The organism is Pseudoalteromonas sp. SCSIO_11900, assembly GCF_000576475.1.
Classification (GTDB): domain Bacteria; phylum Pseudomonadota; class Gammaproteobacteria; order Enterobacterales; family Alteromonadaceae; genus Pseudoalteromonas; species Pseudoalteromonas tetraodonis.
Genome location: NZ_KK070025.1, coordinates 303,573 through 324,341, shown reverse-complemented (window position 1 = coordinate 324,341; position 20,769 = coordinate 303,573). Strand labels below are relative to the sequence as shown.

18 protein-coding genes and 1 pseudogene are annotated in these 20,769 nt (G+C 39.8%); 13 read left to right on the top strand and 6 right to left on the bottom strand.

Annotation, left to right across the window (positions count from 1 at the left end):
* Positions 1–21: 21 nt before the first annotated feature.
* Positions 22–915: a cation diffusion facilitator family transporter gene (locus tag BG00_RS15680; protein WP_036983838.1), complete on the bottom strand. Its 894-nt coding sequence runs from the start codon at positions 913–915 to the stop codon at positions 22–24.
* A 223-nt stretch (positions 916–1,138) separates the two neighbouring features.
* Between BG00_RS15680 and BG00_RS15675 the strand changes: the two genes are divergently transcribed.
* From BG00_RS15675 to BG00_RS15665, 3 genes are all read left to right on the top strand, one after another.
* Positions 1,139–2,563, top strand: coding sequence for a diguanylate cyclase domain-containing protein (locus tag BG00_RS15675; protein ID WP_036983837.1), 1,425 nt, complete (start codon positions 1,139–1,141; stop codon positions 2,561–2,563).
* A 126-nt stretch (positions 2,564–2,689) separates the two neighbouring features.
* Complete coding sequence (locus BG00_RS15670; protein WP_036983835.1) at positions 2,690–3,643, top strand: SPFH domain-containing protein; 954 nt, start codon at positions 2,690–2,692, stop codon at positions 3,641–3,643.
* A gap of 17 nt (positions 3,644–3,660) precedes the next feature.
* The gene (locus tag BG00_RS15665; protein WP_036983833.1) at positions 3,661–4,113 is read left to right on the top strand and encodes an NfeD family protein; all 453 of its coding nucleotides are present in this window, start codon (positions 3,661–3,663) and stop codon (positions 4,111–4,113) included.
* Between the two features lie 69 nt (positions 4,114–4,182).
* Here the strand turns inward: BG00_RS15665 and BG00_RS15660 are convergent, their stop codons facing one another.
* Complete coding sequence (locus BG00_RS15660; protein WP_253861420.1) at positions 4,183–4,377, bottom strand: cysteine hydrolase family protein; 195 nt, start codon at positions 4,375–4,377, stop codon at positions 4,183–4,185.
* 30 nt (positions 4,378–4,407) lie between these two features.
* On the opposite strand from BG00_RS15660, the pseudogene BG00_RS15655 reads away from it, so the two are divergent.
* From BG00_RS15655 to BG00_RS15645, 3 genes and pseudogenes are all read left to right on the top strand, one after another.
* A pseudogene (locus BG00_RS15655) lies at positions 4,408–5,088 on the top strand (patatin-like phospholipase family protein); the annotation flags it as partial.
* Between the two features lie 189 nt (positions 5,089–5,277).
* Positions 5,278–7,302, top strand: a complete 2,025-nt coding sequence (locus BG00_RS15650) for a hybrid sensor histidine kinase/response regulator (protein WP_036983832.1) — start codon at positions 5,278–5,280, stop codon at positions 7,300–7,302.
* Between the two features lie 47 nt (positions 7,303–7,349).
* The gene (locus BG00_RS15645; protein ID WP_036983831.1) at positions 7,350–7,541 is read left to right on the top strand and encodes a DUF3185 family protein; all 192 of its coding nucleotides are present in this window, start codon (positions 7,350–7,352) and stop codon (positions 7,539–7,541) included.
* 95 nt (positions 7,542–7,636) lie between these two features.
* On the opposite strand, the gene ahpF is transcribed toward BG00_RS15645, so the two are convergent.
* Together ahpF and ahpC are read right to left on the bottom strand one after the other, a co-directional pair.
* On the bottom strand, positions 7,637–9,214 hold the full coding sequence (ahpF, locus tag BG00_RS15640) for an alkyl hydroperoxide reductase subunit F (RefSeq protein ID WP_036983830.1): 1,578 nt from the start codon (positions 9,212–9,214) through the stop codon (positions 7,637–7,639).
* A gap of 164 nt (positions 9,215–9,378) precedes the next feature.
* Positions 9,379–9,948 (bottom strand): alkyl hydroperoxide reductase subunit C, encoded by a 570-nt coding sequence (gene ahpC, locus BG00_RS15635; protein WP_036983829.1) that lies wholly within the window; start codon positions 9,946–9,948, stop codon positions 9,379–9,381.
* Positions 9,949–10,245: 297 nt separating this feature from the next.
* Between ahpC and BG00_RS15630 the strand changes: the two genes are divergently transcribed.
* The 3 genes from BG00_RS15630 to BG00_RS15620 all read left to right on the top strand — a co-directional run bounded on the left by BG00_RS15630 (position 10,246) and on the right by BG00_RS15620 (position 11,947).
* Positions 10,246–10,665 carry a DUF3429 domain-containing protein gene (locus BG00_RS15630; RefSeq protein WP_016899606.1) on the top strand — a complete coding sequence of 140 codons (420 nt, stop codon included), beginning with the start codon at positions 10,246–10,248 and terminating at the stop codon, positions 10,663–10,665.
* 67 nt (positions 10,666–10,732) lie between these two features.
* Positions 10,733–11,131: a hypothetical protein gene (locus BG00_RS15625; RefSeq protein ID WP_013463074.1), complete on the top strand. Its 399-nt coding sequence runs from the start codon at positions 10,733–10,735 to the stop codon at positions 11,129–11,131.
* Between the two features lie 6 nt (positions 11,132–11,137).
* Positions 11,138–11,947, top strand: coding sequence for a class I SAM-dependent methyltransferase (locus BG00_RS15620; RefSeq protein ID WP_036983828.1), 810 nt, complete (start codon positions 11,138–11,140; stop codon positions 11,945–11,947).
* Here BG00_RS15620 and BG00_RS15615 read toward each other — a convergent pair.
* Entirely contained in the window at positions 11,944–13,554 is a 1,611-nt protein-coding gene (locus BG00_RS15615; protein ID WP_036984065.1) for a GMC family oxidoreductase, read from the bottom strand. The genes BG00_RS15620 and BG00_RS15615 overlap by 4 nt on opposite strands.
* A gap of 89 nt (positions 13,555–13,643) precedes the next feature.
* Between BG00_RS15615 and BG00_RS15610 the strand changes: the two genes are divergently transcribed.
* The 3 genes from BG00_RS15610 to BG00_RS15600 all read left to right on the top strand — a co-directional run bounded on the left by BG00_RS15610 (position 13,644) and on the right by BG00_RS15600 (position 16,746).
* Complete coding sequence (locus tag BG00_RS15610) at positions 13,644–14,645, top strand: AraC family transcriptional regulator ligand-binding domain-containing protein (protein ID WP_036983827.1); 1,002 nt, start codon at positions 13,644–13,646, stop codon at positions 14,643–14,645.
* Between the two features lie 37 nt (positions 14,646–14,682).
* Positions 14,683–15,684 (top strand): Gfo/Idh/MocA family protein, encoded by a 1,002-nt coding sequence (locus BG00_RS15605; RefSeq protein WP_036983826.1) that lies wholly within the window; start codon positions 14,683–14,685, stop codon positions 15,682–15,684.
* Positions 15,685–15,876: 192 nt separating this feature from the next.
* A complete protein-coding gene (locus BG00_RS15600; RefSeq protein ID WP_036983825.1) occupies positions 15,877–16,746 on the top strand; it encodes an EamA family transporter in 870 nt (289 codons plus the stop codon).
* 74 nt (positions 16,747–16,820) lie between these two features.
* Here the strand turns inward: BG00_RS15600 and BG00_RS15595 are convergent, their stop codons facing one another.
* The gene (locus tag BG00_RS15595) at positions 16,821–17,915 is read right to left on the bottom strand and encodes an NADH:flavin oxidoreductase/NADH oxidase (RefSeq protein WP_036983824.1); all 1,095 of its coding nucleotides are present in this window, start codon (positions 17,913–17,915) and stop codon (positions 16,821–16,823) included.
* A gap of 373 nt (positions 17,916–18,288) precedes the next feature.
* Between BG00_RS15595 and BG00_RS15590 the strand changes: the two genes are divergently transcribed.
* Complete coding sequence (locus BG00_RS15590) at positions 18,289–20,703, top strand: TonB-dependent receptor (protein WP_036983823.1); 2,415 nt, start codon at positions 18,289–18,291, stop codon at positions 20,701–20,703.
* Positions 20,704–20,769: the final 66 nt, after the last annotated feature.

Genomic DNA, 20,769 nt, shown 5'->3' with positions numbered 1-20,769 from the left:
GTCGCTTTTAGGTTTAACGCATTAGTGTATGTGCTTGCATTCGTAGCTTTCTATTTGTAATACGCTGTTGCGCACATTAAATTTATCTGCAAGCAGTTTAATTACCTTTAAGCGGCACTCTTCATCATGCTTTTCTATAGTGCAATGTTGCTTTAACACCACATGAGCCCCCACTATCACCTTTTTATTTTTACGAACAACAGTCACATTGTGCACATTTTCAACATGTTCCATGGTGGCTATTTCTGTTTCAATATCGGCCACTTTAGGTAACTTAGCTTTATTTGAACGCAGCCCTTTGATACAGCTAACAATGACCTTAATACCGGTAAACAAGACAAAAGACGCAATTAACATGCTCGATAAAATATCAATTACATTCCAGCCTGTTAAGTATATAAGTACACCAGCAGCAAAAGTAGAAACCGTTGATATTAAATCAAAAAACGAGTGTAAAAACACGGCATACACATTAATGCTCGCCTTACGGCCTTTATAAAGCACCCATGCCGCTGCGCCATGAAATAAAAAACCAATAGCAGCAATTACCGACATTAAGTAACTATTAATAACCAGCTCATGTCCCCCTTTATGATGCATAAAGCGCTCAGTGCCCTCATATAAAATAAGTGAACTAATGGCTAGGTATAAAACGCCGTTGATCAACCCCCCTATTAGCTCTGCTTTTTGATGGCCATCGTTATAGGTTTTAGCTAAATGAATAGCAAAGCTAGACGCAATGAGAGCAATGAACAAAGAGCTATTATGAACAAACAAATGCCCTGCATCAGCAAGTACTGCAAGTGAGTTTGCGTAATACGCACCCACTAATTGAATCACCATAAATGAGCAGGTAATTGCAAGTGCAATTAACAAACGGCGACGAGAAGCGTGATGTGTGGTTATTTCTGTCATGAAATATAATAGACCTTCACTAAAAATAAAGTAAGCTTATGAAATAAAGCAAATTGGGAAATACGTAATGATATACAGTCACAATTGTAATACGTAGGCCAAATAAACGCACTAAAAACTTAGTAAAATACAAAAAACTGTACTAAAAGTAACTAAGCGGATACAAAAATAATAATTAATTCATAAATATGGGTAGTTTTCATATTTTAATGCGGAGAAACCAGTGAGCCATGACTCAAACAATACAATTTGGCAGATTTTTAATCTAATTAATTTAGCGGTGATTGTTTATGACAATAAAACACATAATTACATCTTAAACCAACATGCCAAAACGTTACTTAACATAAATAGTGACGACGCGCTTAGCAGCGATGTTTTTAACAATATTACGCTTCGCGACTTTAATGATGATACGGTGATAACCATTGAGCAATTATTTTCATCAAATATCACAGCTGTTTTATTAGAGTGTGAATTTTCGCCGCAGCTTCTAAATGTTAACCACTCAATAGTTAATGACTCTGTGTCTATGATCACTTTAGAGCAAGATCGTACACTTACAGAACAATATAACTTTGATCAAATTATCTCTAAAATTTCTACCAAACTCATTGATATACAAAATGACAATATAGACCAGCAAATTAACTTTGCCCTTAAAGCCATTGGCACTGTTTTGAAAGCAGACCGCAGTTATTTATTTGAATTCAACACCGACAACGAAACTATCACCAATACTCACGAATGGGTCAATACGGGCATTATCGCTTGCAAAGACAGACTACAAAATGTACCCAAAGTTGAGCTACCCTACTTTTTTGAAATAATGAATGAGAGCCATCTATTTCAAGTCAATGATATTGAACAACTACCAACAAAAGCCGACGCTGAAAAAGCTGAATTTAAAGAGCAAAATATTCAATCTGTTTTGTGCATAGGCCTACGTTTTGATGAAGAGCTAGTAGGGTTTATTGGTTGTGATTGTGTTAAAACAAAACGTCATTGGAGCAAAATAGATTTAATTAGAATAAAGCTCGTAGGCGAAATCATTAATAATGCACTTAAAAATATTAACTATAAAAAAAAGCTACAGTTAACCCAACAGCAATTAATTAACGCCAATATAAAGCTCAATAAATTAGCGAATACCGATGCGCTAACTAATATTGCTAATCGTCGTTTTTTTGATACTTCCCTAAAGAGCGAAATTAAACGCTCTGCAAAACAACACCAACCAATTAGTTTAATTATGTGTGATATCGACTTTTTTAAGCGCTATAACGACAATTATGGCCACCACAAAGGCGATGAAACGTTAAAACACGTTGCTCGTGCTTTAAAAAGTTTATGTAAGCGTGAGGGTGACATAGCAGCTCGCTATGGCGGTGAAGAATTCGCAATCATTTTACCTGCTACGAATATAGAGCAATGCCATAAATTTGCTTTGTTAATTGAGCAAAAAATAAAAGCACTTAATATTACGCATGAGTTCTCTCCTATTGCCCCTTACATAACACTTAGCTTTGGTTGCTTTTGTAGTTATCCAAATGCAGATACACACACAGAAAGCTTAATAAAAAGCGCTGACATCGCTTTATATAAAGCAAAGAAAGCTGGCAGAAATCAAATATGTATTTTTGAATAATCTATCTATAAAACCTACCTGCTGTTTTTATAGTACAAATTAAAAACTAATGATAATCTGTAGCTTGTTGAAATTATAAGCATCGTGCAGTTTTTGAACTGAACGTAATTAACAAGGAAAAACCCTATGGATCCCATCGCAGAAATTATAAATATTGTTTTTACTGTTGAAGCGTTTTTACTGATTTTTGTTTTAGTGCTGCTAAAGAGTAGCGTTAAATTTGTACCACAAAACCGTGCATGGCTGATTGAGCGTTTTGGTAAATACCAATCAACCAAAGAAGCGGGCTTAAATTTTATTGTTCCCTTTATTGATCGGATTGCTGCCGACCGTAGCTTAAAAGAGCAAGCCCAAGATGTCCCCTCACAGTCAGCTATTACCAAAGACAATATTTCGTTATCTGTTGATGGTGTACTGTACTTTCGTGTGCTTGACCCATACAAAGCCACTTATGGGGTTGACGATTACGTATTTGCAGTAACGCAGCTAGCACAAACCACCATGCGTTCTGAACTGGGTAAAATGGAGCTTGATAAAACCTTTGAAGAACGTGATGTCCTCAATACTAATATCGTAACCTCTATCAACCAAGCAGCTGAGCCCTGGGGTATCCAGGTTTTACGTTACGAAATAAAAGACATTGTACCACCACAATCCGTGATGGAAGCGATGGAAGCGCAAATGAAAGCCGAACGTGTTAAACGTGCGCAAATTTTAGAATCAGAGGGTGATCGTCAAGCAAACATCAATGTTGCCGAGGGTAAAAAACAGGCTCAAGTTTTAGGTGCTGAAGGTGAAAAAGCTGAACAAATCTTGCGCGCAGAGGGTGAAGCTAAAGCTATTATTGCTGTTGCAGAAGCGCAAGCTGATGCGCTGCGTAAAGTAGGTGAAGCTGCAGATACTGAGCAAGGCCAAAAAGCGATTCAACTCGATTTAGCAACCAAAGCCATTGCCGCTAAAGAAGCTATTGCGAAAGAGTCGTCTGTTGTTTTATTACCCGATAGCGCCACTGATGCAAGCTCATTAGTTGCACAAGGCATGTCAATTATTAACTCACTAAATCAAAAGCAAAAACTTTAATCTGTTGAGGATAAATAATGACGCTTATTACTAACAACTTACCTGAAGCACTGATGATTTTAGGTGTGCTTGCGCTCATTATCGAAGTGGCTGTGTTAGGTATGTCTACCTTTATATTATTATTTTTAGGTATGTCTTTGTTTACTAGTGGTTTAATGATGAACTTTAACTTGTTAGATGACTCTTTAACTACCGCATTGTGGAGTAACACACTTATTACAGCTGGGTTTGCGCTATTTTTATGGAAACCATTAAAGCGTATGCAAAACAATGTGGACAAAAAAGGTGTACAAAGCGACTTTGCTGAGCTTGATTTTGTCTTAGCTGACGATGTTGATGAAAACGGTCTCACAATGCATCTTTACTCTGGAATTAGTTGGAAGTTAAAAAGTAAACAGCCACTTTCTGCAGGTACACATGTTAAGGTCGTAAAAAAAGAAGTAGGCACTATGTGGGTTGAAGCCATTTAGCCAACTAGAATCACATTAGATTTTAAGGGCTGTAATATCACTATTACTGCCCTTAAAATTTTTTATTTGTTAGCTCAAGTCATCAGCACTTAGGATAACCACGCCATATAAGTCATTAATGGTTGCTAAAGCACTTTTATGTAGATCAGATGCCAACACATCACTTACTGAAGTTTGTAATGGTCTTGAAGCGCACGCGTCAGCGACTACCGTTTCGTGGTTACCTCTTAAAAATGCACCTTGCGCTGTAAATGTCACACACATGTGGGTTATAAACCCAACAATGATCAATTTATTATTACCGATTACTCCTGCAGGCCAGAATTTATCAATCTCGCACGTTTTATCAAAGGCGGTCATCTATTTGATTTAGATTGGCTATGGCAAGAAACAGTTCGTGAAATCCCCTTGAATACCGACGAATTCTCGCAATCTCTTTACGATTTTTATATTGTTGCAACGGGAATAGATTCAGGTAAAGCTCACTATTTGCAAGCAACGGGCAATGAAATGGTTGAGCAATTAAAAGCCTCTTGCGCCATCCCAATCGCTTATCGGGATTACCCAACAATAAACGGGATCGCCATGACCGATGGTGGCGTTGCCGATTCTATTCCGGTAAAAAAAGCCTATGAAATGGGTGTATCAGAAATAACAGTTATCCTTTCCTAACCTTTAGGCTATCGTAAAAAAGACAACAAAGTACCGTGGTTAACTAAACAACTCTATAAACAGAACCCAGCGCTTGCAGAGGCCGCCATACAGCGTTCTAAAAATTATAATGACAGTATTGATTTTTTGCACCATGCTCCGTCAGATTGCAAAATAAATATTATTGCACCACCAACAGGGTTTAAAGTCGGCCGCACCACCAAAAATCGAGCTATACTCAATTCAGGCTATCAAATGGGCATAAGTGAAGCTATAAGTTACTTGGATAACCCTAGATTTGGTAGCAATGGTTATGAGCGTTAAAACCATTACAAACAGATTGCTCGAAGTCAAAATTGCATTTACATCTAATTCAAGCTATTAATTTTTAAACCCGCGAGTTAATGTAATAAGGAGTTATGTGATAATGGCTTATTGTCAAAAAATAGATTATGTTTAGGCATAGTGTTTGCATTTGTTCTTGTGTACGTACTAAATAAAATAAGGTTTTTTGTGAATTTTCTTCGATGCTTTCATAATATAGTCTCTGATCAACAGCTTAGCTTTGATCAAAAAATTGCAGACTTACTTGCTTTTGGGCTCGATGTTTTTCAGCTCGATTTGGCTATTATCAGCCGCGTAAAAAATAATTCTTACACTGTTTTACATGCTATTACCCCTGACAATTCTCTTGCTATTGGTACTGAGTTTGAGTTAAGCGGCACCTATTGTACACATACTTTGTTAGCCAACTCTGCACTGGCATTTCATAATGCGTCGCAAAGTAGTATTGCAAATCATCCTTGCTATATTAATTTCCAATTGGAGGCGTATATTGGAGCGCCTATACGAATAGGTACAGATGTATTTGGAACTGTTAACTTTTCATCAGCTCAAGAATGCGCCCCTTTTAGCGATGAAGCTTATGATTATATTGAATTATTGGCTCAGTGGTTGGGCTCAGAATTTGCGCGCAATCAGGATAAAGTTAATCTCACTAAAAATAGTGACACCTTATTGAAACTTGAAAGCGTTGCAAATATAGGCACATGGGAAGTCGACCTAATAGACAATAGCATTTTTTGGAGCCAGCAAACTCGACGTATTCATCAAGCCGAAGAAGGCTATACTCCAAACATGGAAACAGCCATTGAATTTTATAAAGCGGGTAAAAGTCGAGATAGCATTAAAAAAGCGGTAGAAAATGCGGTATCTAAGGGTGAAAAATGGCATTTAGAGCTGGAAATAGTTACCGCAAAGCAGCAAAACATTTGGGTGTCGACTTTTGGTGAGGCCGAGTTTAACAACGGCAAATGTGTGCGATTATTTGGTACTTTTCAAGATATAACTGAAGCCGTTAAGTTACGCGAAGAGTTAAAACAAAAAAAAGCACTTGCAGAACAACTTCTCCAAGACCGAAGTATGCTGTTTGCCAAAATTAGTCATGAGCTTAGAACCCCGCTTAATGGTATTACGGGAATGTTAGCGACTCTCATTGATGAACACGATTATGACAAGCGAGCAGAAAAAATAAAAGTAGCCCTTCGAAGTGCTGACATTTTATTAAGCATTATTAATGAAGTACTCGATTTTTCAAAAATAAATCATGGTGAGTTAAAACTGGAGCCACACCACTCTCTACTTAAAACGGTATTTACCGATTTGGTTTCTTTATATTCGGTATTGTTTAGTAATAAAAACATTGAACTACTAACCACAAACAACATTCCTAATGATGTTTGGGTATACTGCGACACCTCTCGATTAAGTCAAATTGTATCTAATTTACTGAGTAACGCGCTAAAATTTACAGAGCATGGATCTGTTTCTCTTGAATCGCAGTTAACATTAGATACAAAGTCCCCTTTACTTACCATTAAAATAACCGACACAGGTCGCGGCATGAGTAAAGCGTATTTAAACTCATTATTTAAGCCTTTTACCCAAGAGGTTGATGCTAACAACAATAAAGATGGCACTGGGTTAGGCTTAGCCATTGTTAAAGAGCTCGTTGGTTTTATGAATGGCAAAATTAAGGTAACCAGTGAGATTAACGTGGGCACATGTTTTACCTTAACTATCCCGATTGAACTTGGTAAACAACAAAAACAAACACCTAGCCTTAAATCTATTAATAATCACAGTAATAAGTTATCTGTTCTGGTAGTTGATGATAACGAAATAAATCGCCTGGTATTAGAAGCGGCACTGGATAAGTTTAATATAAAATCAGACTTTGCTATAGACGGCCAAGATGCCTTGTTAAAATGCAAGCAAAAGCATTTTGACCTTATTTTTATGGACTGCATCATGCCTATCATGGATGGTTTCGAGGCCACTAGGCAACTAAAAGCACAAGGTATTTGTGACCCGCAACAAACCTATATTGTGGCGTTAACTGCTAATGCTTCCTCACAAGATAAACTAAACTGCCAGCAAGCGGGCATGGACATGTTTATAGCCAAACCGTTTAAGCTTCCAGCGATAGAAGAAGCAATTACAAATACACTAAAAAGACTGGGCGTAGCCACACCATAACAACAAATGTCGCTCAGATTAACTTGCATAAAAAACAAAGGATCATTATGACAAATAAAATCATTGGTATTGTACTTATTGTTATTGGCGTAGCGCTTGGTATGTGGGGTTATGATGTTTACGATTCTGCATCTTCACAAGTTACCCGCGCATTAAATGGCGAAACCCCTATAGAAGCATGGCTAGGCTTTATTGGCGGGGCAGTGTGTATTTTAGTGGGTATTACCCGACTTAAATAGCGCTCAAAAAAGCCGCCTTTGGAGAGGGCGGCTTGGGTGAACAAACAGCTATGGGTGAGAGCTGTTATATCAAGAGACTTTAAGCTAAAACACTATTAAGCAGCGCTTTGCTCTGCATCGGGCGTTTGACGAATTAAATAGTCAAACGCACCCAGACTTGCTGTTGCGCCCGCCCCCATCGCAATAATAATTTGCTTAAATGGTGTAGTGGTTGCATCACCTGCAGCATAAACGCCTTGTAACGATGTTGCGCCTTTGGCATCAATGAGTATTTCACCAAATTGGCTCAGCTCAAGGTCGCTGTCTTTCAACCATTCGGTATTAGGTATTAAACCAATTTGTACAAATATACCGGCTAAGTTCAACTGCCTACTCTCGCCGCTAAGGCGGTCGGTATAACTTAACCCCGTTACTTTTTTGCCATCACCAAGTACTTCCGTGGTTTGGGCATTTTTAATAATAGTGATGTTTTTTAAGCTATTAGCTTTACGAATGAGTACCTCATCGGCGCGTAACGTATCTGCAAATTCAAGTACAGTAACGTGTTCAACTATATTGGCTAAATCAATTGCCGCCTCAATACCTGAATTACCACCTCCAATAACTGCAACCGATTTACCTTTAAATAAAGGCCCATCACAGTGCGGGCAGTATGCAACGCCATGGCCTTTATACTGTTGCTCACCGGGTACATTCATTTCGCGCCAGCGTGCACCGGTTGCTAGTACGAGTGATTTTGCCTTTAACACAGCGCCATTTTCTAGCGTAATATCATACCCATTACTGCCTTTTTGCAGGTTTGCCGCGCGTTGGTTGTGCATAACATCAACATCGTATTCTTTAACGTGTTCTTCCAACTGAGCCACCATTTTTGGCCCTTGCGTTGCTTTAATTGAAATAAAATTTTCAATCGCTAATGTATCAGCAACTTGACCGCCAAATCGCTCTGCTACAACCCCAGTATTGAGCCCTTTACGTGCTGAATAAATAGCTGCCGAAGCACCAGCTGGCCCACCACCGACGACAAGTACATCAAACACCGACTTTTCATTGAGTGATGCTGCTTGGCGCTGTGCACCTTTGCTATCCACTTTATTTAAAATATCAGTGAGGCTCATAGCCCCTTGGCTAAAGGGTTCACCATTTAAATATACAGCGGGTACAGCCAGTATGTTTCTTTGCTCTACTTCATCTTGAAATAATGCCCCATCAATCATGGTGGCTTTAATATTGCTATTTGTTGCTGCCATAGTATTGAGTGCCTGCACAACTTGCGGGCAGGTTTGGCAACTCAAGCTAATGTACACTTCAAAATTAAGTGTTTGCTCAAGTGTTTGTATTTGTTCAATGTCATCTTTACTTGCTTTACTAGGGTGACCACCCGTATGTAATAGCGCTAACACTAAACTAGTAAATTCGTGTCCCATAGGAACACCTGCAAAGGTAATATGAGTGTTTTTTTCTGGTGAATACACCACCATAGAAGGCCTGCGGGCGTTAGTATCGGGATTATTTATTACACTGAACTTATCACTTAGTGACGCTAAATCATTCGCTAAACTTTCTACTTCTGTTGATTTTTTGCTGTCGTCCAAGGCGATAAGCAGCTCAACAGGCTGAGTCAGCGATTCAAAATGGCTTTTTAGTTGGTTCTTTATGTTGTTGTCTAACATGGCTTAGCCCCTTAAGGAAAATTAAAACAGCAAGGTTCCCATGCCATCAGTGCATGTGCGAAATTTTAGAAACGTGTGATGGCGTGGGAGAGTGCCCAGTGAACCTATACAGGCTCACTGGTATTAGAGTCATGTTCTACTCTAAATTTAGTTAGTGGTAAGGTTTAAATCTTACCAACTAGGTCTAGTGAAGGTGCTAATGTGTCTTCACCTGGCTGCCAAGATGCAGGACAAACTTCGCCATCATGTGTTGCAATGTATTGCGCTGCTTGTACTTTACGAACTAACTCTTTAGCACTGCGACCAATGCCTAAGTCATGTGTTTCAACAACTTTGATTTCGCCCTCTGGGTTCATTACAAATGTACCGCGAAGTGCAAGGCCTTCTTCTTCAATCATAACGCCAAAGCTGCGTGTAATGCGCCCTGTTGGGTCACCAATCATTGGGTAAGTAATTTTACCGATGGTGTCTGACGTGTCATGCCATGCTTTGTGCGTAAAGTGTGTATCAGTTGATACTGAATAAACTTCAACGCCCATTTCTTGTAACTGTGCGTAATGATCTGCAAGGTCACCTAATTCAGTTGGGCATACAAATGTGAAATCTGCAGGGTAAAAGAAAAAGATAGACCACTTACCTAATACGTCTTTTTCAGTGAGTTCTACAAAGTCACCATTGTGGTAAGCTGTTGCATTGAAAGGTTGTAATTTTGTGTTAATCAATGAAGTGCTCATAGTATTCCTCATTTATGTTTAGTGTATTTAAAAAGTTAACGCCTTGTGCGTTGGCTTGATTAATACAATAAGGCCATTGAGAAATTAAATAAAATTGATTGTTTAGATTAAAACAATCGATTTTTAAGATTAAAAACCCAAGGAGTGATCTACTGCTTACTTTTAAGCGTTAAAGCAGTTACAACTCAACTACCACTCATAGTCAGTTGCGCTATATAGATTTTAATAAGATTACACTGCACATCCTTGCTACAATAACGTGGTTTACATTACACAACCTTTAAAGGCATTTCGTTTATGGAAAAATTCGTCAATCACATTCAACTTGGCTATTTGGGCTTATTGCCATTTTTAGGCTGTGTGGGCTGGCCACTCATGGTTGGCAGTAACAGTGTAAATTTAGAGTTTTTTAGTTTTTACAGCATTGCTATTTTAGCGTTTATGGCGGGTAATTTATGGCATGCAGGCCAACAAAGCTTTGCCGATGCGATTAAAGCAGTGCTACCGGTCATTCCTATTCCGTTTTTATCATTCTTACCGATTGAGTGGATGCTTGCGTGGTTAGGCGCGAGTTTTTGGTTAGTACTGATTTTTGAAAAGGCCACAATACAGTGGCAGGGTTATCATAAAGATTATCAAAAAATGCGTTTTGTGCTCACATCAGTGGTATTTGTGTGTCATATCTTAATTATTGGTATGAGTATTTACCCTAAATAACACGCCATGGCTTAACCATTAGTCTGTAATAGGGTAACATCCGCGCACTGTATTGAGAGGACACACCATGATAGACCAACTACGCCAACAGCTTACTGACCTTGGTGAGAATTTTGTAGAAAAAAACGCGGCTTTTAAAATTAAAGTGATCCCGTTTTTTTGCGCTATTAGCATAAAAAAAGATCATAAAAGTGAGGGGCGTCTTTCTTTTTATTCAAATCAGCTCATTGAAATATTTATGGTGGTGTTGTTTGTTTTATTTGGCTTAGCCATTTACGACCCTCAAGCCGGTTTTACTCATGGCCCTATTCATATTGTGTTTGCTATTTTGATTACCTTTAATTTAATTCTTAAACAAGTTGCCATTGAAGGGTTAAAAACGCGTTTAGCTATGTATAGGTTACATCAACAGCTGATTAGTACACCGCATCCTGACACATCGCCTGTTACTAATAAAAACATATAATTTAATATGTACTTAAACCCAAATTGGAACATACTCACGGTAGGTGATGGCGACTTATCGTTTTCAAACGCGCTTTACAACCACATTAAACCGCAAAAGTTAGTTGCCTCAACCTATGATGCAGCTGCAACTCTTACAGAAAAATACCCCGATAACGCGCTTGCTTCACTTAAAGCACATAAAGTTAATGTGCTTAATGAATTTGATGTCACCAACACACAATGTTGGCAACAACTAGCCGAGCACCTAAACAGCTTTGATGTGGTGATTTTTCAATTTCCACTTATTCCTGCGTTTATTGGTCGCGACGCATTTGAGAAAAATACACGTAATAACAGCATGAACGTGCTTAACCGTGCGTTACTGCATCAATTTATAAAATATGCCAATGAGTTTGCCTTGAACCCTCAAGGCCCTGGGTTATGTTATATAACCTCAAAAGATGTTAAACCGTATCGTGAGTGGAATATTGAGGGGAGTTTAAATACCCATTTAAACGCGGCATACCAAGGACAAATGCCATTCGATATCAGTCGCTTTGATGGCTATAAAATTCGCAATGTCAACCGTGACAAACACGTCAAAGACACCAGCGGTATTACCTATGTATTTAGTGAAAATACACCACCCGAATTAAGTGATATGTTAACAACCCCGAATTATCTAACGGATGATTATTGCCCGCTTTGTCGTGTGGGGCCGTTTTTAGCGGATGAGGATAAAAACAAACATTTTTCCGCTAAAAAACACCAGCAAATGCTCAAACTAGAACAAGACTGGCAGCAATGGTTAACCGCGTTTTATAAGTCAAATTAATCACAGATTGCGGCGAGCTTAATTAAATCAGCGGCTTTTTCTGCAATGGCTATTACCCCAGCATTGGTATTTCCGGTAATAATACTGGGCATAATAGAGGCGTCTACCACCCGTAAATTTTGCACACCGTGAACACGTAATTCGCTATCAACCACAGCCATATCGTCTTGGCCCATTTTGCAGGTTCCTACGGGGTGGTATTCTGTATCGGCTGTTTGCCTAATAAACTCAATAAGCTGCGTATCATCATTAATATCAAGCGGATATACCATATCTGCACGAATAATATCAAACGCTTTGCTTTGCATTATGCTCAATGTTTTTTTAAGCCCAAGTAGCATAACCTGTAAATCATCGGGGTGGCTTAAATAATTAGGATCAATGAGTGGCGCACTTAAAGGGTTGGCATCCGCTAAACGAATAGTGCCGCGGCTTTTAGGGTGCATTATGCTGCTATGAATACTGTATCCATGGCCATAATGCAGTTTACGGCTGTGATCGTCCACCAGCCCAATAACAAATTCAAGTTGCACATCGGGCACAATAGAATCTGTAAATAAGTTTATAAACGCATGCGATTCGGCAAAGTTACTGGTTAGCTTTCCTTCGCGTTTGGCAAACCAATCAACGCATCCTTTTGCAATATTAAACGCACCACTGGCACTTATTCCAAATGTGCCTTGCGAATATTTTGCTTTGTATAATGGCACAACGGTTAAGTGATCGTGCAAATTACTGCCTACACCTTCTAATGGCGTTACAAGCTCAATGTTATGCTGCTTTAAATGATCTGCAGGCCCCACTCCCGATAACATTAAAAGGTGTGGGGAGTTAATAGCACCGGCACTTAAAATAACTTCTTTATAGGCATTTAGCACCAAGCTTTTATTATTAACTGCAGCTGTTACACCAGTTGCAGATTTCCCGCAAAAATTAATTTTATGCACCTGCGCGTCAGTGAGCACGGTTAAGTTTTTACGAGCTAAATTAGGTGTTAAGTACGCTTTTGCCGCACTGCAACGCTCCCCTTTATGTTGAGTGACCTGCGATAAACGCGCACCTAGCTGTTGCTGCGCATTAATATCGTCATTAAGGGCCACGCCTTGCTCTTGGCATGCTTTTAAAAACAGCTGATTAACTGGGCTTGGTAAACTCAGCTCTTGCACATGTAAGGGACCGTTTACACCATGATATGGGCTGTTGGTAAAGGTTTTGTTGTTTTCAGCTTTGATAAAATAAGGCAGCAAACTGGTATAATCCCAGCCGGTATTTCCCATAGCGGCCCAGTTGTCGTAGTCTTTTTTATTCCCTCTTATGTACACCATGGCATTGATTGAACTTGAACCACCAAGCACTTTACCTCTGGGCATAAACCCACAGCGGTTATTAAGCTCTTTTTGTGGCACCGTATTGTAATGCCAGCTATTAATGCCATAAGGAACACTAGCTGCAACTCCCACAGGCATTTGCACCATAGCACTTTGGTCACGGCCGCCGGCTTCAATTAAACACACACTTACATTTTTATTTTCAGATAATCGCGAGGCAACAACACAGCCGGCACTGCCTGCGCCAATCACAATGTAATCAAATGAGGTGGTATGCATAAAAAATCTCCCATTAAAAAAACTACTTTGCATGGATTATCTACTGAAAACTTGATATTTTTAGACACCTCTCCACTAATGCAATTGTTATGAGCAGCCTGATTAAAGCCACTTCTTTGCAGGGAATTGATATATTAATTACCGAACTAGGTGGTGATACAACAAGCATTATGCGCCATTGCGCCATTGAGGTAGCGTTAAACTCCCTTGAAACACAAAGCTTAACTTATCGCCATTATGCTGAGCTTTTAGAATACTGCGCTCATAGCTTAAACTGCCCAAGTTTTGGCCTTAAACTCGCTAGCAAACAAAGCTTTGATATTTTAGGGCATATCGCTATCGCTGCTAAAAGTGGAACTGATTTAGGTGAAGCGCTAACGTGGGTAATTAAATACCTACACTTACATACACCCGCACTTAATTTAACCACGCATACACTTGAAGATGACCAAAATATATTTTTATCATTCGAAATAAAACTCAAGCCATTACCTGTTATAAATCAAGTTATTGAATTAACAATTGCACTGGCGCTCGCCACCTTAAAAAAAGTGAGCCAAAATCAATGCAAACCCATTAAGGTATTTTTACCGCAAAAGCTTGATGCAAATCTACGCGCTTACCATCAGCACTTTGGCTGTCACGTTATTGAACACAGAAACAGCGCCGGTATTTTAATCGCCAAAGACGATTTATTATTGCCGCTTAATGTTTCTGATCAACACAAAGTACAAGCCGCATTAAACTTTTTAGCCGCTAATAATGCGCATACTCAGTCGTTACCTTCGCAAGTAAGTGCACTTATTCGACCCATGCTACCCCTTTTTCAATGCTCAAACCAAACGATAGCAACGGCACTTAATATGCACCCACGGACCTTGCACCGTGAACTTAAAAAACATAACACCAGTTTTGTAAAACTAAAAGATGCCACTCGCCGCGCATTATGTGAACACTATTTAATGCAAAACCAATTTTCTATTTCACATATTTCCGAGTTGTTAGGTTATCAAGAACAAGCCACATTAAGTGCCAGTGTAAAACGCTGGTTTAACTGCTCTGCCCGCGCATTTAGAGCAAAACATTGTTAAACTGCAAAGCTGCGTAAAATACATAAAAAGGCTAAACATGAATTTTGTGATTGTAGGTACCAATTTTATTAGCGACACCCTACTCGATGCGGCAAGTACTCTGAGTAATTTTAATTTATACGGTATTTGCTCTCGCCAAATAAGCAGCGGCGAGCGCTTTTTAGCTAATCATCCAACAAATACCGACGCTAAAATTTTTACCTCTATTGATGCTGTGTGCCAAGATGAACAAGTAGACGCAGTTTATATAGCTGCGCCCAATAGCCTGCACAGTGCGTATGCAATACAGTGTTTAAAAGCGGGCAAACACGTACTTGGCGAAAAACCTTCAGCAGCAAATAGTCATGAGCTTACGGCTATTTTAACAGCTGCTCAAAAACATCAACGTTTGTACATGGAAGCGATGATGACAACGCATTTACCTAACTTTGCTGTTTTAAAAAACGCATTAAAAAGAATTGGTACACCGCGTAAATTTATTGGCCAATTTAGCCAATACTCGTCACGTTACGATAAGTTCAAAAACGGTGAGCGCCCTAATACCTTTTTACCTGAATTTGCTAACGGCGCATTAGTAGACCTTGGTATTTACCCGCTTTATATACTTATAGCACTGTGGGGCGCACCAAACAGTGTACACGCCAGTGGCGTATTGCTAGAAACCGGTGTTGATGGTGCCGGCGATGTACTTTTAAATTATGCAGATAAACAAGCGGTAATTAGTTATTCAAAAATATCGCAAGGCGAGAACATCACCGAAATACAAGGTGAGTTAGGTCGTATTCGTATTGAAGCTGTATCGCAGCTTAAAAAAGTGGAATTCATCGCTAATAATGGCCAAAAAGAAACAATAAGTGCAGATTTTGATGAGCATTTTATGAAGTATGAAGTTGCGCACTTTATTGAGATGATTGAGCAAAACACATTAGAGTCACATATTAACAACCACCAGCTTTCACGCGATGTGATGACGGTACTCGATACCGCCCGCGCGCAATTGGGCGTTATATACCCTGCAGATAGTAAAGCTGAACTATAAATTTTTACTCAATGAGTCAGCCCTCATTACCTGCCACCTCAATCTTAAAAAGAGTAACGCTTATTTTTTATTCAGCCCAGTGATAGCCTCTCATCACTGGGGACCCCATGTAAAACGTTAATTTACATTTACCTGCGTAGGTAAAAGCAGGTAATATGCGCCGCAATTAAGTGGCAATTTTTAAGGACGACCATGCAAAAATCAACCAAAGAGCTATTACTGGCTATTTTATGCATATTGCTTGCAATGATCACTATTCAGTCTGGGGCTTCACTGGCTAAGCAGCTTTTCCCTATTGTTGGCCCTGAGGGCACAACGGCCTTACGTTTAGGTTTTTCTGCCGCTATTCTTTGTTTAATTTTTAAACCTTGGAGACACTTTCCGGTTGCAAGCCAGCGTTTACCCATCTTAATTTATGGTTTGAGCCTAGGCGGCATGAACATTCTATTTTATTACGCCATTGAACGTATTCCACTGGGTATTGGTGTTGCGCTTGAATTTACCGGGCCCCTTGCCGTTGCGTTATTTTCATCAAGACGAAAGCGTGATTTATTTTGGGTTGCCTGCGCAATAACCGGAATATTATTACTGTTACCCGATATGAAAGGCCAAGAAAGTTTAGACCCAATTGGCGTGATTTTAGCGCTTGCAGCGGGTGCGTGTTGGGCAGGTTATATTTTATTTGGTAAAAAAACCGGCAGCCAAAGCTCTGGTGGAGCAACAGTAGCGATGGGTATGACCATTTCAGCTATTGTGCTTGTACCTTATGGTGGTATATCACAAAGTGCTGCATTTACTTGGGATATTATTCCGTTAGGTATTGCCATTGCGGTACTCTCAAGTGCCTTACCTTATACTTTAGAAATGATCACGCTGCGTAATATGTCGCCGCAAGGGTTTAGCATTATGATGAGCCTTGAACCCGCTATTGCAGCACTCGCTGGCTTAGTTATTTTAGGTGAACTACTTAGCATTTGGCAGTGGCTCGCTATTTTATTAGTTATTATTGCCTCGGTTGGTAGCTCAACGTCAAACAGTAAAAAGCAGCCAACTCCTGCTTAATATTTAATTAAATATTAAGCTACTGAGACACAAAACCCACGCTATTTGCTTGGGTTTTGCAGTTAAGTCATTCACTATTTTATAGGGGATGGCTGACCATGTGGGCTTGAACGCAAATATTGCTTTGGTGCTTGTACTTGCGCGCCCAACTCGGCCGCAGCATGCCAAGGCCAATGTGGGTTATATAAAATCCCCCGCGCTAAAGCGACACCATCAGCACGTTCATCACTGAGAATACTTTCAGCTTGCTGCGCCTCGGTAATTAAACCCACCGCGATCACTGGCATATTCACAACCTGTTTAATGGCGGTTGCAAACGGCACCTGAAAATTCTTAGCAACAGGTATATCTTGCTCAGGGCTTAAACCCGCAGTGCTTACATGAATAAAGTCACACCCTAACGCGTCAAGCGCTTTTGCCAGTTCAATTGATTGCGGTAAATCCCAACCACCATCAACCCAATCGGTTGCTGAAATACGCACACCCAACGCTTTATTGCTTGGAAATGCCGCTCTTACAGCTTTAAATACGTCGAGTAATAATCGCATTCTATTTTCTAGGCTACCACCGTATTGATCATCACGTTTGTTTGTCAGCGGCGATAAGAACTGGTGTAGCAAATAACCGTGCGCGCCATGTATTTCAATTAAATCAAGGCCCAACTCGTCAGCGCGCTTTGCCGCATTAACAAAGTCACTTATGAGCGAATCTATATCATCTTGGTTCATCGCTTTGGGAATGGGGCTGTTTTCATCATAGGCAATGGCTGATGGCGCAACCGTTTGCCAACCATTGAGGTGATCGGGCATAAGTGCCCCACCGCCATCCCATGGTTTATCGGTTGACGCTTTACGACCTGCATGGGCTAATTGAATACCAATAGGCATTGGGCTGTATTGTCTTACGGCCGTTAAACTTTTTGCTAATGCAGCTTGGGTTGTATCATCCCATAATCCTAAATCGGCGTAACTAATTCGCCCTTCGGGATTAACGGCCGTCGCTTCTAAAATAAGTAAACCCGCTCCACTTAAACTCAATTGACCTAAATGAATGGTATGCCAGTCACTTGCAGCGCCATTGTTAGCCGAGTACTGGCACATGGGTGCAATAATAATTCTATTCTCTAGGCTTAACTTACCAAGTGACAATGGTGAAAACAGCTTTGACATTATAAATCCTCATATAACTGACTCACAGCCACAACTAAATTGTGCTGTTCGTGTTATCAATAATTAAACATGTACTATAAAGATTATGGGGGGGAATATTCATTTTTATAGTGTTTATAAAAATATAAGTAATGACGTTTTAAACTATACATTATCCAGTTTTTATCTATATTAGGCACAATTATTATTTTGGTTGATTTTAAAGCAACGCCTTTGTTTATTTAATATACAGCGTGAAACACTCAAACCCACCTTTATATTTTTATTCTAAAAAAGTGAATTAAAATTCATATTTTTATTTCCATCACTAAAACACCCTGATACTATTAGCGCTCATTTATAAACACATTTTATTGAACTAGGATCACTTTTTATGTTTAAACCAAGCCTATTAACCTTGGCTGTATCAAGCGCACTGAGTGGTGTATTATTTAGCAGTAATGCAGTGGCTCAAGAGCAAGTTATTGAAAAGAACAAATCGCTTGAAGTTATTGAGGTTACAGCAACGCGCCGAAGTGGCTCAATTCAAGCTGCGCCTCTTAACATTACCGCGCTCGATGCTGATGTAATGAAAGATCAAAACATCAGTGAGCTGGCCGATGTAGCACGTTGGGTGCCAGGTTTAACAATTACAGATCAAGGTGGCCGTGCCGGTTCACCTATTATAGTCCGTGGTTTGAATACTAATTCATCAGGCCCTTCATCAGATGGTGGCACTGTTGCCACATATATTAATGAAATTCCAGTATCGGTCGATATGCGCCTTGTTGATGTAGAGCGCGTGGAAGTGCTTATTGGGCCACAAGGCACATTATATGGAGCTGGTACATTAGGCGGCGCTATTCGCTATATGCTTAAAGAACCAGAGCTTGATTTCACCTCAGGTGAAGTATTTGGTGATGTTTTTCAAACTCAAGAAAGTGATTCGGTCGGTGGCGAAACTGGTTTTATTTTCAATTTACCATTGATTGAAGATAAACTGGCGGTACGTACCAGTTTAAATATTTATGAAGACCCAGGGTTTATTGACTACGCCTACACCGTTCGTGAACCAGGTGTATCGATTACCGACCCTGATTGGACAAACCTTGATGCAGTCAACAGCAATCTTAAAAATGTAAAAGACGCCAACGGTGAAACAACCACAACTGGCCGTATTTCATTGCGTTACAAAGCAAATGAGTCATTTGAAGGCACATTAAACTACTTCTATCAAAAGCAAGACACCGAAGGCCGCTCAATTGTTCATCACAACAGCCTTAATGCTAACAATGGCTTAAATGATCGCATTGGCAAATACGAGTCAGCGTACCGTTATGAAGAGCCACGGATAAAAGAAGATCAATTACTGAGCCTTGAACTAAAAGCCGACTTAGGTTTTGCTGAGCTGGTCTCAGCCACCGGTATTTCTCAATTTGACGCCGATGGTCAACGCGACCAAACTGACCTTTTAATTCGCTTAGACTATGGCTACGAAGAGTTTCCTTCGTTTTCAGCCTTTACTCGTGAAATTGACGAAAAAGACACCTTTACCCAAGAACTGCGTTTAGTATCACAAAGTGATGGCGATTTAAGCTGGATTGTTGGTGGTTTTTACAACAAAACTGACACCGATGCATCAAGCAGAGAGTACACACCAGGGTTTGATCAGTTCGCGGTTGATAATTTCGAAGGCGCACAACTTAGACCAGACTCTTTAGAATATTTAGAAATTACTGGCAGCAATGTCACTGAATCAGCGCTTTTTGGTGAAGTGGGTTACCAAGTAACCGATAAACTCGACATTACCATTGGCGCGCGTTTTTACGAATACGATGTTGAGTCAAAAGCGGCTTTTGACTTCCCATTAGCAAATACCTTGTATGAAGGTGCTGCACCTGATGCAATCTCAATTAATTTTGAAGAAAACAAAGCAGGCGACAACGGTAACCTATTTAAATTTAATGCTAAGTATCAGTTTACTGATACTGTAATGGGATACGCCACTGTTAGCGAAGGCTTTAGAATTGGCGGCTCAAATGGCCTAGTGCCTTGTCCTGTGCCCTTACCTGAGGATCAACAAACAGGCTGTGGTACACCTGATGAAATGCTGTATGAAGCAGATACCACAACTAACTATGAGCTAGGCTTTAAAAGTACATGGTTTAGAAGCCAACTACACTTTAACGCCGCGCTATTCAATGTTGATTGGGATAACGCACAAATTGCAGGGGCAACAACAGTAGGCCAACTACCGTATTTATCAAATGCTGGTAGCGCGAATGCGAAAGGGATTGAGATTGCCACGCGTGCAATTTTATCAGACTCATTTACTGCCTATGCAACTTATGCCTATACAAAAGCAGAGCTAACTTCAGATGCACCGTATTTATTTAATGCTGACGGAAGTGATGGCGCGGTAGATGGCGACCGTTTACCAGGCTCGCCAGAGCATCAGTTTTCTATGGGGATTAACTACCAAACAGACGTGTTAAATGATAAAACCTTAGATATTAACTACGGTTTAACTGCACAAAGTGATGTAATTTCAAAAGTAGGCCTACGTGACAACGGTGAAGCACTCCCGGGTTATAGCTTAAGTAATATTTCAGCTAAATTAACCGCCGATGCGTGGTCGACTACTTTATATGTAGATAACCTATTTAATAAATATGCGGTTACCTCTGTTCGTCGCTCAGATGCAGATATTACAACAGCGAATGGCGCAGACATACAACGTAACTATGGTTACTATGTTAATCGCCCGCTTACTGTAGGCATTAAATTTAACTATAAGTTTGAAATATAATTAAACGATACGTTGGAAATATAATTAAACGATAAGTTTAAGTACAATAAAAAGGCTCAAATTAAT